The organism is Plantactinospora sp. B24E8 (assembly GCF_039871735.1).
Lineage (GTDB): Bacteria > Actinomycetota > Actinomycetes > Mycobacteriales > Micromonosporaceae > Plantactinospora.
This window is the reverse complement of the sequence record NZ_JBDPMH010000035.1, coordinates 39,134-54,085: the sequence shown is the minus strand read 5'-3', so window position 1 is coordinate 54,085 and position 14,952 is coordinate 39,134. Positions and strand designations below refer to the sequence as shown.

The following is a 14,952-nucleotide window of genomic DNA, read 5'->3' as shown; positions in this document are numbered from 1 at the left end:
CCGGGCCGGGCGGCTACGGTCGGTGCCCGGCGTGGATGGCCCGTACGGTGTCGATGGTGTCCGCCTCGGCGGCGGTCTTGTCGTGGCGGTAGCGGACCACCCGGGCGAAGCGCAGCGCCATCCCGCCCGGGTAGCGCGGACTGGTCTGCACCCCGTCGAAGGCGATCTCCACCACCTGTTCGGGGCGGACCCGGACCATCCAGTCGCCCCGCTCGACGGCGAGTTCCTGGAAGCGTTCGGTCTGCCAGCGCAGCAGTTCGTCGGTGAGCCCCTTGAACGTCTTGCCGAGCATCACGAAACCGCCGTTGTCCGGGTCGCGGGCGCCCAGGTGCAGGTTCGACAGCCAGCCGGTACGCCGCCCGCTGCCCCACTCGACGGCGAGCACCACCAGGTCGAGGGTGTGCCGCGGCTTGACCTTGATCCACGCCGAGCCCCGCCGACCGGCGTCGTACGGCGCGTCCGGCGCCTTCACCACGATCCCCTCGTGGCCGGCGTCCAGGGCGGCGGCGAACGCCTCCGACGCCTGCTCGACGGAGTCGACCTCGCTACGCGGAATCAGGTGTGCCGGGGCGACCAGGCCGGCCAGGCTCGCCCAGCGCTGGTGTGTCGGCGCGTCGAGCAGATCCGTCCCGTCGAGGTGGAGCAGGTCGAAGAAGTACGGCGTCAGCAGTGTCGTACCGCTGGTGCTGGCGGCGGCAAGCACCGAGGGCGCGGCGGCCGGTGGCCGGTCCGGCGCGGGAATGGTCGCCGGGGACGGCCCGGACGTGCCGACCCGGGGCAGTTCGGAGATGTCGGTCGGCACCTCGCCGGCACTCCGGGCCGAGCCGGCTTCCGGCGAGTCGGCCGGTACGGCGCCGAAGCTGCGGGTGCCACCCGGATCACCGTCCGGGCCGTCGCCGCCCGGACCGTCGCCGTCGGCCCGGGGCGACTCGGCCTGAGGCGACTCGGCCCCGGCCAGGTCCGCCCGGACACCGCGCCGGGCACCCCGGGTCGCGGCCCGGCTCGCGGTCTCCTGGAACGGCCGGGGCCGCCCGGACGGGTCGAGCGCGATCGCCTCACCGTCGAGCACCAGCTCCCGGGCGGGCAGGGCGCGGACCGCCGCGACCACCTCCGGCACCCGCGGGGTGATCTCGTCGAGGCTGCGGGTGAAGACGGCGATGTCGTCGCCGGAGCGGTGCACCTGGATCCGGATGCCGTCCAGTTTGACGTCGACGACCGCCGGTAGCCCGATCGTGGACAGGGCCTCCTCGACCGACGTGGCGCTCTGCGCGAGCATCGGGGAGAGCGGACGGCCGACCTGCAACGCGAACCCGGCCAGCGCACCGGGCCCGCCGGTGAGCGCGGCCACCGCCACCGTCTTGACGTCGCCGGCGAGCAGCAGCGCGCGGCGGACCATCGGCGGCGGCACCTCGGCGGCCCGGGCGATCGCCTCGACCAGCAGCCCCGCCTGCGCGCCCTGCCGCAGCTCACCGCTGAACAACCCGAGCAGCATCCGACGCTCCTCGACGGTGGCGGCGGCGAACAGCCCGCCGAGCAGCTCGCGGCGCCGGGCCTGGGAACCCGGGCCCCGTACCTCGGCCAGCGCGCCGACGGCGGCGTCGACAGCCGCGACGGTCAGGGTCGGCTGCTCGGCCGGGGGCGGCAACTCACGCAGGCTGGCGTAGCCGACGCCGGTCTGTCGTTGCCGCAGCTCACCGGCGAGGTACGCCGCTCCGGCGGCGATCTCGTCCGGCCCGAGTTGGCGCAGTGCCCCGGCGATCAGGTCGACCTTGGCCCGCCGGGCCGAGGTCGCGGCGACAGCGGCGGAGGCGGCGGCCAGGTCAACGAAGCGCACGACTCCATCCTGGCAGCCGGCACCGACACAACCGGCCGAGCCGCGCGAAGAACGGCCTGCCGATCCACCGGCGCTCCCGGCCGCGCTAGGCGGAGATCGACTCCTCGATCCGCAGCCCCCGGGCCCGTACGCCGTCGGCAACCCGGGCCAACGCGGCGTCGAGCGCACAGAGAACGGTGGACAGTTCGCCGAGCCGCTCACGGAGCGTCTCCTCGGACCACGCGGAGACGTCGACGTCCCGCAGCGCACTGACCGCGGCGTCGAGCCGCGCGATCGCCTCGTTCGTACTCATGTTCGAGAGCTTACCGTCCGGGCGGGCACCGCGGGCGCTTTCTCCGGTTTCTCCCACGGGTCGTCAGGGCTGGGCGTCATCGGCTATCTTGCGCTTATCGTCACCCCGTCCCCCGGTCCCCTCGGCCGCCGTCGACCGGAGTCACCAACACGGACCCGCACGACTCCGATCCGACCAACCGCGACACCTCCGCGCCGGCGCCACGATCCGCCGGCGACCGGTGGCCCGCCGGGCGGCGTGGCCAGCAGAGAGAAGGACACGACAGAGCCATGCATCCCGCCACCCGTCAGATCCGCAACCGGGTGGGCGCGGGCGCCGCGGCGACCCTCACGGCACTCGCCCTCACCGCCGTCTCCCCACCGGCGTACGCCGCCGAGCCTGAACAGCCCACTCTCTGGGTGACCGGCACCGTCTCCCCCTACATCCACGAGTCCGGCGTCACGATCGGGCTCAACCTCGCCAACCAGGGCAAGGGGGCGGCCACCGACGTCACCGTCCGGTACAACGGCGACCAGCTCACCGACGACGTCCTCGTCTCGTTGACCGACACCGCGGCGGGTTGTCAGCTCACCGGAAAGAGCGTCCTCTGCGAGCATCGCGACCTGGCGCCCGGTCAGGTCGACCTGGTCGAGCAGATCATCCTCACCAGCCGCCCCGACGCCCGCCCGGGCACCGGCGGCGCCATGAGCGTCACCCTCGCCGGCACCGGCCCCGACGGCACCCCGGCGAGCATCATGTTCCCCCTCGACGTCGAGATCCTGCCCGACCCGGATCTGGTGGTCGCCGCCGAGGACGTGGGCTCGGACGACGACCGGGTCGGCGCCGGCGACACCCGCCCGCTGCGCGCCGTGGTGGTGAACCGGGGGATCACCGAGGCGCAGAACGTCCGGGTGAAGGCCACGCTGCCGGTCGGCGCCACCTTCGCCGAGCGGTACGAGGAGTGTGTCTACGAGGGCGACCGGCCCGGTACGCCCCCCGCCGGGTACGTCTACGACGCGACCAGCGTGACCTGTGTGCTGCCGTTGACCCTCCAGCCCGGTGACGGTCTGGTGCTCGCCGACGAGGAGACCGACGAGGCCCTGTTCAACGCGACCTTCGGCAGGAACCTGCCCGGACCGACCCGGCACTCCGGCTCGTTCGAGGTCGACGAGGACGACCAGTCGCCGCTGCCTGGAGCCCGGTCGCGGGCCGCGCCGGACGGGTCGTCGTCGGCACCGCCGGCTGATCCGGCCCAGACCGCGCCGGCCCAGAGCACGCCGGCACAGCCCGCGCCGTCCCGGACCGCGCCGGACGGGCAGACCTCGCGGCTGGCCGAGCGGGTCACCGTGCTCCGGGCTGCCGACGCCAGAACCACCCGCGCCGCCCGCGACCCGTGGCCGGACAACGTCAACGACCTCAAGCCGGCCGCCGAGTTCACCATCTGGTCCAAGGCCAACACCTACGACTTCGCCGTCGCGGTGCCCTCGCTGACCGGCGCGGTGGGCGACACGGTCGAGGTGGCGTACACGATCACCAACCGTGGACCGTCCGACGGCAGCGCCTCGTGGCGGATCGTCGCACCGAGCGGCACCGTACTGCTGCCGAGCGAGTGGTGCGAGTTCCGCGACGACCAGGGCCGCCCGGCCACCGAACTCTCCGCGGTGGAGTGCGGCGCCAAAGACGACTGGCCGGCCGAGGCGTCCGGCAGCGGCACGGTCTCCGCCACCGTCCGCGTGAAGATCAAGTCGGAGCCGGGCACCAACGGCACGATCACGGTACGTCCCCACGGACACTCGACGGAGACCAGCACCAGCAACAACACCGCGCGAATCGTGATCAACAAGCCGGGCGGTGGCGGCGGGGAACTGCCGATCACCGGCGCCCGGCCCGGCCCGACCGGGGCGCTCGGTGCCAGCGCGGTGCTGCTCGGTGTGCTGCTCCTCCTGCTGGTCCGGCGCCGCCGGGTCGCCTCCGAGGAATAGCCCGACCGACCGACGACAGTCCGACGGCAGGGGCGGGACCGGCACCCCCGGTCCCGCCCCTGCCGCGTCAACAAGCCGGGCCGACAACCGGTCATGCCGCAGCGGCCGAACCCGGGGCCGCCGGTCCCGTCCGGTCAGCGGGTGGCGGCCACCTCGGCGACCTTGGCCAGCAGCAGCGCCTCAGCCAGGCAGACCCGGGCGAACTCCCCCAGGTGCAGGCTCTCGTTCGGCCCGTGTGCCCGGGCGTACGGATCCTCCACCCCGGTCACCAGGATCGCGGCCTCCGGAAACATCTCCTGGAACGTGGCGATGAACGGAATCGAGCCACCGACGCCGATGTCGACCGGGTCGACCCCGTCCCAGGCGGTCCGGAAGGCGTCCCGGGCCGCGTCGAACATCGGGCCGGACGCGTCGATCACACACGGCTCCCCGTCGTGCTCCAGGGTCACCGTCACCGAGGCGCCGAACGGGGCATGCCGACGGAGGTGCTCGGTCAGCGCCTCGTACGCCCTCGCGGCGTTGTCACCCGGCGCGAGCCGTACGCTGAGTTTCGCCTTCGCCGCCGGCACCAGCGCGTTCGCCGCCTCCCCGGTCGGCGGCGCGTCCAGTCCGATCACCGAGATCGCCGGCTTGTTCCAGAACCGGTCGGTGAGCCGGCCGGTGCCGATGAACGACACCCCGTCGAGCATCCCCGCCTCGGCCCGCAGCCGCTCCTCGGGGTAGTCGACCGTGGCGCCGGGTGCGCTGACCAGACCCTGCACCGCCACGTCCCCGGCGGAGTCGTGCAGGGTCGCCAACAGCCGGCAGAGCGTGGTGAGCGCGTCCGGCACCGCGCCGCCGAACATCCCGCTGTGGATCGCCTGGCCGAGGGTCTTGACCTCGACGAAGCAGTTGACGATCCCGCGCAGCGACGTCGTCAGGGCCGGTACGCCGATGTCCCAGTTACCGGAGTCGGCGATCACGATCACGTCGGCGGCGATCTCGTCACGGTGCTCGACGAGCAGCCGCTCCAGCGAGTCGGAGCCGTACTCCTCTTCTCCCTCGATGAACAGCACCACGCCGACCGGCAACGCGTCGCCGAAGGCCCGGAGGGCGGCGACGTGCGCCATCACGCCGGCCTTGTCGTCCGCCGCACCCCGGCCGTAGAGCCGGCCGTCCCGCTCGACCGGCTCGAACGGCTCGCTCTGCCACAGCGACAGGTCACCGACCGGCTGTACGTCGTGGTGCGCGTACAGCATCACCGTCGGCGCGCCGGGCGGCGCCGGCCTCCTACCGATCACCGCCGGCTGCCCGTTGCCGGACCGCACCACCTGTACGTCGAGGCCACAACCGCGCAGCAGTTCGGCGACCGCCTCGGCGGAGCGCTCGACGTGGGAGTGGTCGAAACCGTCGAAGGCGATGCCGGGGATCCGGACCAGACGCTCCAGATCCGCCCGTACGCCGGGCAGCTCGCGTTCGATCGCGGCACGAAGTTCGGATTCGGTACGGGTAGCTTCGCTCATGTTCATGATCGTAGGCGCCGCGACCAGGCTGACAACGAGCCGGACCGGAAACCGGCCGGTCATCCCCGGTCGGGACACCGGCGCGTCACGACTCCCGCGGCGGGTCGGCCCGGTCGGCATCCGGGGAGGCGGGGCCGGCACCCGTGTCGCTCCGGCCGGTCCGGCGGGCCCGACCGGCGGCCCGGGTCGCCGCGTCACCCGCCGCGCCCATCCAGGAGCGGGCCCGGGCGGCGCCACCACCGGCCCACTCACCAAGGTCGCTCGCGCCGTCACCGAGTCGGCGGAGCAGCCCGACCAGGGGGTCCTGCGAGCGCCCGAACGCCTCCCGGTACGACTCCGCCGCCGCCTTGATCTCGGCGGAGACCGACGTCAGGTCGTCGTCCGCGCGTCGCGGATATTCTCCGTCGAGCATCCGGGCGTACTCGCCGGAGTCGATCCACCGCCGCAGGTCCGCGGCCCGGGCCACCGGAACCGGATGGGTGCTCCACGCGGTCATCCGGATCTTGTGCAGGCTGTCCCGCAGGTCGCCACCGCCGTCGTACTCGGTGGCCTGCTCAAGAAAGGCGGTGGTGTCGATCTGACTCAGGTCGCCACCGCCGGCCAGCTTCATCAGCAGTCGCAGCGCGGCCGCCGGGTCCTGCCCGGCGAGCAGCCCGGCCCGGTCCCCGGAGAGCTCCGCCTTGCGCCACCACTCCAGCATTGCGGCGATGATGCCCCGCAGCGCCAGGGCACCCACCGGCAGCCAGCTCAGGTTGGCCGCCCACCGGGTGAGAATGCTCAGGATCGTCTTGTAGACGGCGTGCCCGCTGCCGACGTGGCCGAGTTCGTGACCGAGCAGGCACCGCAGTTCGTCGTCGTCGAACTGCTGAACACACGCCGAACTGACGACGACGAACGGCCGGTCGAGCCCGATCGCCTCGGCGCTGAGCCACGGCGACTGCGTGACAAAAAGCTCCGGTAGTACGGTCACGTCCAGTGCCGTGCCGGCCTCCGCGAACAGGCGGTGGACGCGGGGATACTGCCGATGGTCCACCCGGATGGCGGCGGCCAGGTAGGAGAGGCGGAACGCCCGCTCGTTCCACATGCCGAAGAACGCCTTGACCACGTCGTCGAAGCCCCGCAACTCGCGCAGCGCGGTCAACGCCCCACGATCGGCCGGATGCTCCCACGCTCGGGAACTGATCCCGGTGAGCGTGACCCGCCGTCGGGCCGGGGCGCCACCCGTACTGTCTGTGGTCATCGGGGCCCCCGCTCGCCGTGGGTCGGACTGTTCTGCCGATCGTCCCGCAGGCTCCCGGATCCGTCCATGGGTAGGCGTTGATTGATCCGACGTCGACCGGGACGTGTGCTCAGCGCAGCCGGACGAACCGGTCGGCGGCGTCGGGTGTCGGGGCGACGGCACCGTCCACCACCAGGTCGGCCCGCTCGACGGTCCGGTCCGCCGCGAAGTGGGCCCGCTCCCCCGCCCACCAACGGGTGAGCTGTGGAAGCAGCGCCGCGCCGTCCCGGGCCACCGCGCGGTCGCGGCGCAGTCCGGCCGGCGCGGTGACCAGAATCGCGTACGTCAGTTCGGCGGCGACGGCGGCGCGGGCGCTGGAGACGCCTTCCAGGATCACCACCGGTACGGGTGGCACCGGGATCCAGGATTCGCCGAACTGCCCGGCCGTCCAGTCGTACCGCCGATAGCGGGCGGGACGGCCGGACCGTAGCGGCGCCAGTATCCATTCCTCGAGTCGGGGCCAGAAGGTGAACTGGTCCGTCCAGCCGTCGAGCAGGTCGTCGGTGTGCAGCACCGACACCGGATCCGGCGGTTCGTTTGCGGTCCTCGGCTCGACCAGGGGCCGGAGCGCGGCGGCCAACCGCTCGGCGAAGGTACTCTTTCCCGCCCCGCTCGGGCCGTCGACCGCGACCAGTCGGGTACGCCCGAGCCGCGCCGGCCGGTCGAGAATCCGCACGGCCAGTTCGGCGTACGACTCGACTGCGCCGCTCATCCGGACGACGTCCGGCCAACCGCCGACCCGGGCGGAGGCGGCTCAGCCGCCACCTCGGCCGACGTCGGGTCGGCGCTCGATCGGGGCGCGGGCGCGTCGGCGCTCGATCGGGGCGCGGGCGCGTCGGAGACGAAGGCGGGTGTGGCCGGTGCGCCGGGCGGCACGAACGGAAGTCCGCCGGGCGCGCCCTGCTCGATGAGCCGCCACAGGGCCGTGGTGTCGAGATGTTCCTCCACCAGGTCGCCGAGCAGGTCGAGGGTTCGTTCCCGGGCGGCCGCGAAGGAGGTGTCCGGGGCGACCTGGAACCCGTGTCGGTTGGCGAGCCGGGCCGCCTCGGCGAGGAACCGTCGACGAAACTCGTCGGAGGAGAACGTGCCGTGCCAGTGGGTGCCGAAGACGGTGCCGGCGACCGCACCCTCCGTCCGGCCGTCCGAGTGGTGCAGCAGGGGCGACAGGGCCGGGTCGGCGGCGGAGACGTACCCGTGGTGGATCTCGTAGCCGCGTACCGGCACCGGACCGAACGGGGTGCCCGCCGTGCCCGCCGTGCCCGCCGACCGGGCCACGGTCTTGCGAGCACCGAAGGTGATCTCGATGGGCAGCAGGCCGAGGCCGGGAACCTGACCGCGCCCGCTCTCCACCTCGTCGGTGATGGTGCGGGCCAGCATCTGGAAGCCGCCGCAGATTCCGAGCAGCGGCCGTCCGGCGGCGACGTGTGCCCGTACGGCCTCGGCCAGTCCGGTCCGGCGCAGCCAGTCCAGGTCCGCCACGGTCGACTTGCTGCCTGGCAGTACGACCAGGTCGGCGGCGGCGATCTCGGCCGGTTCGACGGTCAGTCGGACCCGGACGCCCGGCTCGGTGGCGAGCGCCTCCACGTCGGTGGCGTTCGAGATCCGGGGCAGTCGGAGCACCGCCACGTCCAGCCATTCGCTGCCGCGCGGCGGGGCCGGCCGCCCCAGCACCTGTCCGTAGGCGAGCGAGTCCTCGGCGTCCAGCCACAGGTCGACGTGCCACGGCAGCACCCCGTACGTCGGCCGTCCGGTGAGCTGGGTCAGCATCTCCAGGCCGGGGCGGAGCAGGCCGAGGTCCCCCCGGAACTTGTTGATCACATATCCGGCGACGAGCGCCTGGTCGGCGGCGTCGAGTAACGCGAGTGTGCCGAACATCGAGGCGAAGACGCCGCCCCGGTCGATGTCACCGACCACGATCGTCGGCAGTCGGGCGTGCCGGGCCAGCCCCATGTTGGTGTAGTCGGCGTCCCGCAGGTTGATCTCGGCAGGGCTGCCGGCTCCCTCGCAGACCACCACGTCGTACTCGGTGCGCAGCTCGGTCAGAGCCGCGAAGGCCGCTTCGGCGAGCCGGGGCCGCAGGGACCGGAAGTTGTCGGCGGTGATCGTGTCGACCGCCTCGCCGAGCAGGATCACCTGGCTCGACCGGTCACTGCCCGGTTTGAGCAGCACCGGGTTGAACCGCAGGTCCGCCGGAACGCCACACGCGGCGGCCTGCATCGCCTGCGCCCGGCCGATCTCACCGGCGCGGCCGTCGGGCCCGATCACCACCGCCGAGTTGTTGGACATGTTCTGGGCCTTGAACGGTGCAACCGCGACACCCTGGCGGTGCAGCCATCGGCAGATGCCGGCGGTCAGCACGCTCTTACCGGCGTCGGAGGTCGTTCCCGCGACCAGCAGACCGCCGCTCACGGACGCCCGGCATCAGACGGGCCGGCCGACGGACGCCGACGTACGGCCGACAGCCGGCCGAGGAGCCGACGGGTGGCGGCCCGCCGGGGCCGGCTGGTCACCGCGTACGTCACCGCGAGGCCGAGCGCGGCGAGCCCCACACCGCTGGAGAGCCTGGCCGCCCGGTCGATGTGCCGGGCCTCCGGCCGGGGCCCGTCACCGAGGAACGGTCGGACCTCGGAGCGTCCGAAGTAGACGTTGCGACCGCCGAGCCGGACTCCGAGCGATCCGGCCATCGCCGCCTCGCACTGCCCGGCATTGGGGCTGGGATGGTCTCGCCGGTCCCGACGCCAGATCCGCCAGGCCCGGGTGCGGTCGCCCCGGACCAGTGGTGCGGCGGCGATGGTGAGCAGGCCGGTGAGCCGGGACGGCAGCAGGTTGAGCACGTCGTCGAGCCGGGCGGCGGCGGTGCCGAACCGCTCGTACCGGGGTGAGCGGTGCCCCACCATCGCGTCCAGGGTGTTCGCCGCCCGGTAGCCGACCAGCCCCGGCAGCCCGGCCACCGCACCCCAGAACAGCGGTGCGACGACGGCGTCGGAGGTGTTCTCGGCGACCGACTCGACGGTGGCCCGGGCGAGTTCGGACTCGTCCAGCGCGGAGGGGTCCCGCCCACAGAGGTGGTTGAGCCGGCGTCGGGCGGCCGGCAGGTCGGCCGTTCCCAGCGCCTGGCTCATCGCCGCCGCCTCGCGCCGCAGCGTCCGGCCGCCGAGCACGGTCCACGTGCCGGCCGCGACCAGCGCCGCTCTCGCCAGCGGGCGGTTGCGGGTCGCGAGCGCGGCGGCCCCACCGAGCAGCACCGGTACGCCGACCGCCAACGCGGTGTAGCCGACCCCGGCCGACCGGTCGGGCCGGTAGAGGCGCCGTTCCAGCGCGCCGGCCAGTCGCCCGAATCCGGCTACCGGATGGCCGCGCCGTGGATCGCCGATCAACGCGTCCAGGGCGTAACCGACGGCGAGCCCGGCGGCGTTGGCCGCCCCGTCGCTCATCCAGGTCGGCGCCGGCGAGCCCGGACGGCGAGTCACCGACCGCACACTGACGATCTTCGGCCGCATGTGACCACCTCCGCGCGGAAGCCTAGTGGCCGGCCTTCGGCGCCTGTTTGGGCGAGTCCGGGGGAACGTCCCGGCTCACCCACCGGCCCGAGGAATCCGCCCAGCGGCCCGAGGAGCCCACCCACCAGCCCGGACAACCCGCCAACCGCCCCCAGAGACTCGCCAACCGCCCGGAGAGCTCGTCCAGCGGCCGGGAGAGCGAGCCGGGCCACAACCTCTCGGTCGCCGCACCGGATAGGGTCGCGAACTGACCTGCGGCCGTGGCCGCAGCCCCGGACCGACGGGGCAGACAGGAACATACCGACACAAGCTTGCCAACAGGAGGCGAAAGTGCTGGTCATCGAGGTGGTCGTCGGCGGGAGACCCGGATGACCAGCACCACATCGGTCGCGGTATCGGCGCCCAGTCTGACGCCCACCGGCCCGACGCTGGTCAACCCGTTGAACCGGCTGCCGTCGCTGACCGGTCTGCGCTGGATCGCCGCGATGCTGGTTTTCGGTTTCCACATCGGGACCATGCGGATTGTCGCCGAGCCGGACTACCGCCACATCATCGACTGGGTGTTCACTCTCGGCCTCTCCGGTGTGCAGTTCTTTTTCATCCTCAGCGGATTTGTGCTCGTCTGGTCGGCCCGCCCCGGGGACACGAAACGGGCGTTCTGGCGTCGCCGGATCGCGAAGATCTTTCCCAACCATGTGGTGACCTGGGCTGCGGTGATCGGGCTCATGCTTTACTGGGCGGACCCGATCAACCTGAAAGCCGCCCTCGCGAACCTGTTCCTGCTGCAGGCCTGGCTTCCCCTCGACGGTTACTTCTACAGCATCAACAACGTCAGCTGGTCGATCTCGTGCGAGATGTTCTTCTATCTCTGCCTGCCGTTCGTACTGCCGCTGCTCCGCCGCACCCCGCCGTGGGTGCTCTACGGCGTCGTGATCGGCATGCCGCTGCTCATCCTGGCGATGTGGCCGGGCCAGCAGTTGGTGCCGGAGGAGAACCGCTGGTGGTTCACCCAGATCTTCCCCATCGTGCGATCCTTCGAGTTCTGGATCGGGGTGGCCGCCGCTGAACTGATGCTGCGCGGAAAGTGGCGTGGCCCGAACCTGCTGCTCTCCACCGGCGTGTTCGTGCTGATCTGGGTCGCCTGCATGGAGTGGATCCGCGCCGAACTGTGGACCACCGTGCTGGCCCTCGGATACATCCTGGTAATCACCAGCGCAGCGGCCGCCGACACCCAGGGCCGATGGTCCCCGTTGCGGTCCCGGCCGATGCGCTGGCTCGGCGAGGTCTCGTTCGCGTTCTATCTGGTACATGTCTTCCTGATCAAGGCCATACTCCGTTTCGCCGGCCACCCCGGCGGCTTCACCGGTTGGCGAGGCCCGGTTGTCGCGATCCTGATGCTCCTGGCCAGCCTGGTCGCCGCGGCATTGTTGTTCCGCTTCGTCGAAACGCCGATGATGCGGGTGCTCGGCCCCCGACGACGGCGGTCCGGCCCCGGCGGCACGCCGCCGGGATTGATCCAGCAGCAACGACGCCGTCTGCCTGACTCCGGACCGACAGGCGGTCCCGAGACGACGAGCGGATTGGTGGGAGGCAGGCCAGCGCTCAGCTGACCTGCCTCCCACCCTGGGTCGGCCGAAGCGGCGGTGGGGAGGCGGCCACCGCCGACAACTCAGCCGACCGGCCTCAGTCGGCGCGAATTGCGGCAGGTCTCAGGCGGGCACCGGGACCCGACCCCGGCCACGGCGGCCACGGCCGCCAACGCCCGCATCGCCACCCTGCGGGCCGGCGTCGGTACCGCCAGGCTCCCGCCCACCACCGTCGGGTCCCGGGCCGTCCTGCTCGCCACCGGCGGGACCGTGGCCGTCCCGACCGCCACCGTCGAGTTCGTCGACCGTCGCGGCGACATCCTGCTCACCACCGTCGAAGCCGGCGACATCCTGCTCACCACCGTCGAACCCATCGACCGTCGCGGCGACACCCACGGCCGGCTCCCGATCCAGATCGCCGAGGTCGTGCCGGTCGACGTTGATGTCACCCGACGAGATCGTGACGGTCCCGAAGCCCTGGCCCGGACCCGCGTCCTGACCGGCCACCGTCCCGAAGAACTGGCCCGGCGTGACCGACAGGCCACGATCTGCGCCGTCGGGAAACTCCCCGTCGGCGTAGTCACGGTCGTCGTCGAAGGGCCGGTCATCGGGCAGCACCGGCGCCTCGTCGGCCGGCACCGGCTCGGCAACCTCGCCGTGCACCCGGGACTGCGCCTCGGCGTCCTCCAGCGTCGACGTCGCGGCGGTCGGGCGGTTGCGAGCGAACCGTCCCCGCCCCCGGGACAGGTCGTGGCCGACCGCCGCCGCCTCCAACTCGTACATGGTGCGGTGGTTGCCGGCGTCGTCGATCCAGTCCCGGGTGTACATCCGGCCGACCACGATGATCGGGTCACCCACCATCACGGAGGAGGCCACGCCCTCGGCGAGCTTCCGCCAGCAGTTGACCCGTACCCGAAGGCTGTTGCCGTCGACCCAGCGTCCGCTCTCCCGGTCGAGCCGGCGGGCGGTCGAGGCCACCTTGAAGTTGGCCACCAGGGTGCCGGTCTGGCTGGTACGCCGCCACTCCGGCGCGGTCAGCACGTTGCCGACAATGGTGACATTGGTATCGAACATCGCCCCTCCACAGGGTTCAGGTGGTTACCGTCCGAGCCGACTCGACCGACAGCCTGGCCGCCCCGGCACCACCGCGGCCACCACCACCGCCGGCCCTGTGGACAACCCGGCCCTCTGTGGAAAAGAACCTGATCAAGCTTTCTCCTGCTATGGCGAAGTAGCGTCAGAGCGTGCAGCCGGACCTGCTCGGACCGCCCTACGAGCGGCAGACGATCGACCTCGGCCGGGACGCGGAGGGCCCGGTGGTGGCGACTCTGGTCCGCCGCCCGACAGAGCGGCCGAGCCACCGGGCGGTGCTCTACGTGCACGGGTTCGTGGACTACTTCTTCCAGACCCACCTGGCCGACTTCTTCGTCGCGCACGGCTGGCACTTCTACGCACTCGACCTGCGCAAACACGGACGTAGCCTGCTTCCGCACCAGACCCCGAACTTCTGCCACGACCTGACCGAGTACTTTCCCGAGCTCGACGCGGCGGTCCGGCTCATCCGGGACAGCGACGGCAACCGCACCCTGCTGCTCAACGGCCACTCGACCGGCGGCCTGATCGCCGCGCTCTGGGCACACGCCCGGCGCGACACCGGGTACGTGAACGGACTGCTCCTGAACAGCCCGTTCTTCGACCTCAATCTGCCCGGGCTGATCCGTCGGCCGGTCCTGGACGCGATGCTCCGGCTGGCCCGGCGGACGCCGTACCGGACCATCCCGTTCGGGCTCTCCGAGGTGTACGGCAGCAACCTGCACGCCGCACACCGGGGCGAGTGGACCTACAACCTCGCCTGGAAGCCGCTGGCCGGATTTCCGTTGCGGGTCGGCTGGCTGGCGGCGATCCGACGGGGCCAGCGACAGCTGCACGCCGGCCTGGACATCCCGGTGCCGGTCACGGTCGCCTCCTGCACCGCCAGCTTCCGGGGACGGGCCTGGCACGACTCGGCGACGGCCGCCGAGGCCGTACTCGACGTCACGCACATCGCGCGGTGGGCGCCGAAGCTGGGACCGCACGTCACCCTGCTCCGGGTCGACGGCGCCCTGCACGACCTCACCCTGTCCGCGCCGGCGGTCCGGCAGCGGGTCTTCACCGAGCTGGCCCGCTGGGTCTGCGCCTACGTCGCGCCGAACGACGGGTCGACGAACGCTCCGGCCAGTCCGTCGGGCCCGCCTCACCGGACCGCTGTCGCGGCACCCGGTACCGCTCCGACCCCTGCGCCCGGTCCACCTCCGGGTCCGCCGACGGATCCGGATCGGGCGACGGCGGCTCCCGCCGGTCCGGCGGCCCCCAGGGCCCCGGGTCCGACATCGCCGACTCGGACTCCGCCGGCAGGTACGTCGACCAGCCGTCCCGCCACACCAGCAGGTCCCGACTGAGCAGGTGCTGGTCACCGGCGAAGAAGATCCGGTCCACCGCCCGCCCTACCTTGGCCAGTCCAGGCCGCGACTCCGACCCGGTGAAGATCACGACGTCCCGGGCCGGCACACCGACCACCAGCTCCCCCGGCACCGACCGGCTCAGCCCGGCCCAGACCTCGTCGGCGAGCAGCACGCTGGACTCCAGCCCGCCGAAGGAGAGCATCGGGGCGGGCGGCTGCCCCTCGATCCGGAGCTTGGGCAGGAGTCGGTGGAGATTGTCCAGCGCCACCCGTCGCAGCGTCCGCGGGCCGAGTTCGAGCTGCTCAAGATCAGCCCAGGCGACGAACCGGCTGCCGTACGGCGGCCCGTACGAGTAGGCGACAACCAGCTCCGGACCGAAATCCTCGAGCAGGTGTTCTGTACCGAGCCGGGGGTCCTCGACCGACGCCAGCAGCGGCAGAAACATCGTGCTCGTCAACTGCACGCCTGGAAACCTAGTATGTGCAGGCCGGAACGTCACGCCCTCGTCCTACCGGTGTTCCTCGGCAGCGGTAGCCTGCTGGGGCACGTACCACCTC

The 14,952-nt window shown here is 72.4% G+C and carries 11 protein-coding genes and 1 pseudogene; 4 read left to right on the top strand and 8 right to left on the bottom strand.

Annotated features, from left to right (window positions below; all coding sequences use genetic code 11):
• Positions 1-13: 13 nt before the first annotated feature.
• Positions 14-1,834, bottom strand: a complete 1,821-nt coding sequence (locus ABGB21_RS30970; protein ID WP_347680765.1) for an ATP-dependent DNA ligase — start codon at positions 1,832-1,834, stop codon at positions 14-16.
• Positions 1,835-1,919: 85 nt separating this feature from the next.
• On the bottom strand, positions 1,920-2,126 hold the full coding sequence (locus tag ABGB21_RS30965) for a hypothetical protein (RefSeq protein ID WP_347654891.1): 207 nt from the start codon (positions 2,124-2,126) through the stop codon (positions 1,920-1,922).
• Positions 2,127-2,395: 269 nt separating this feature from the next.
• On the opposite strand from ABGB21_RS30965, the gene ABGB21_RS30960 reads away from it, so the two are divergent.
• Complete coding sequence (locus ABGB21_RS30960) at positions 2,396-4,087, top strand: peptidase (RefSeq protein WP_347680763.1); 1,692 nt, start codon at positions 2,396-2,398, stop codon at positions 4,085-4,087.
• A 134-nt stretch (positions 4,088-4,221) separates the two neighbouring features.
• Here ABGB21_RS30960 and ABGB21_RS30955 read toward each other — a convergent pair whose 3' ends face one another.
• From ABGB21_RS30955 to ABGB21_RS30935, 5 genes are all read right to left on the bottom strand, one after another.
• The gene (locus tag ABGB21_RS30955; RefSeq protein ID WP_347680761.1) at positions 4,222-5,589 is read right to left on the bottom strand and encodes a dipeptidase; all 1,368 of its coding nucleotides are present in this window, start codon (positions 5,587-5,589) and stop codon (positions 4,222-4,224) included.
• An 85-nt stretch (positions 5,590-5,674) separates the two neighbouring features.
• A complete protein-coding gene (locus tag ABGB21_RS30950) occupies positions 5,675-6,829 on the bottom strand; it encodes a M48 family metallopeptidase (protein WP_347654888.1) in 1,155 nt (384 codons plus the stop codon).
• A 109-nt stretch (positions 6,830-6,938) separates the two neighbouring features.
• Positions 6,939-7,580: a hypothetical protein gene (locus ABGB21_RS30945; protein WP_347654887.1), complete on the bottom strand. Its 642-nt coding sequence runs from the start codon at positions 7,578-7,580 to the stop codon at positions 6,939-6,941.
• Complete coding sequence (locus ABGB21_RS30940) at positions 7,577-9,277, bottom strand: cobyric acid synthase (protein ID WP_347680759.1); 1,701 nt, start codon at positions 9,275-9,277, stop codon at positions 7,577-7,579. Before ABGB21_RS30940 ends, ABGB21_RS30945 begins: the two co-directional genes overlap by 4 nt.
• The gene (locus tag ABGB21_RS30935; protein ID WP_347654909.1) at positions 9,274-10,302 is read right to left on the bottom strand and encodes a cobalamin biosynthesis protein; all 1,029 of its coding nucleotides are present in this window, start codon (positions 10,300-10,302) and stop codon (positions 9,274-9,276) included. Before ABGB21_RS30935 ends, ABGB21_RS30940 begins: the two co-directional genes overlap by 4 nt.
• Positions 10,303-10,736: 434 nt before the next feature.
• On the opposite strand from ABGB21_RS30935, the gene ABGB21_RS30930 reads away from it, so the two are divergent.
• Positions 10,737-11,978, top strand: coding sequence for an acyltransferase (locus ABGB21_RS30930; RefSeq protein ID WP_347680757.1), 1,242 nt, complete (start codon positions 10,737-10,739; stop codon positions 11,976-11,978).
• A gap of 99 nt (positions 11,979-12,077) precedes the next feature.
• Here ABGB21_RS30930 and ABGB21_RS30925 read toward each other — a convergent pair whose 3' ends face one another.
• The gene (locus ABGB21_RS30925; protein ID WP_347654884.1) at positions 12,078-13,028 is read right to left on the bottom strand and encodes a single-stranded DNA-binding protein; all 951 of its coding nucleotides are present in this window, start codon (positions 13,026-13,028) and stop codon (positions 12,078-12,080) included.
• A gap of 170 nt (positions 13,029-13,198) precedes the next feature.
• Here ABGB21_RS30925 and ABGB21_RS30920 point away from each other — a divergent pair.
• Together ABGB21_RS30920 and ABGB21_RS30915 are read left to right on the top strand one after the other, a co-directional pair.
• Positions 13,199-14,122: pseudogene (locus ABGB21_RS30920) on the top strand (alpha/beta hydrolase); the annotation flags it as partial.
• Between the two features lie 350 nt (positions 14,123-14,472).
• Positions 14,473-14,751 (top strand): hypothetical protein, encoded by a 279-nt coding sequence (locus tag ABGB21_RS30915; protein ID WP_347654883.1) that lies wholly within the window; start codon positions 14,473-14,475, stop codon positions 14,749-14,751.
• Positions 14,752-14,952: the final 201 nt, after the last annotated feature.

What these genes read in the sequence shown, in the direction of transcription:
- ABGB21_RS30965 (WP_347654891.1), bottom strand. Translation starts at nt 2,126, where the DNA reads ATGAGTACGAACGAGGCGATCGCGCGGCTCGACGCCGCGGTCAGTGCG.
- ABGB21_RS30960 (WP_347680763.1), top strand. Translation starts at nt 2,396, where the DNA reads ATGCATCCCGCCACCCGTCAGATCCGCAACCGGGTGGGCGCGGGCGCC.
- ABGB21_RS30955 (WP_347680761.1), bottom strand. Translation starts at nt 5,589, where the DNA reads ATGAGCGAAGCTACCCGTACCGAATCCGAACTTCGTGCCGCGATCGAA.
- ABGB21_RS30950 (WP_347654888.1), bottom strand. Translation starts at nt 6,829, where the DNA reads ATGACCACAGACAGTACGGGTGGCGCCCCGGCCCGACGGCGGGTCACG.
- ABGB21_RS30945 (WP_347654887.1), bottom strand. Translation starts at nt 7,580, where the DNA reads ATGAGCGGCGCAGTCGAGTCGTACGCCGAACTGGCCGTGCGGATTCTC.
- ABGB21_RS30935 (WP_347654909.1), bottom strand. Translation starts at nt 10,302, where the DNA reads ATGAGCGACGGGGCGGCCAACGCCGCCGGGCTCGCCGTCGGTTACGCC.
- ABGB21_RS30930 (WP_347680757.1), top strand. Translation starts at nt 10,737, where the DNA reads ATGACCAGCACCACATCGGTCGCGGTATCGGCGCCCAGTCTGACGCCC.
- ABGB21_RS30925 (WP_347654884.1), bottom strand. Translation starts at nt 13,028, where the DNA reads ATGTTCGATACCAATGTCACCATTGTCGGCAACGTGCTGACCGCGCCG.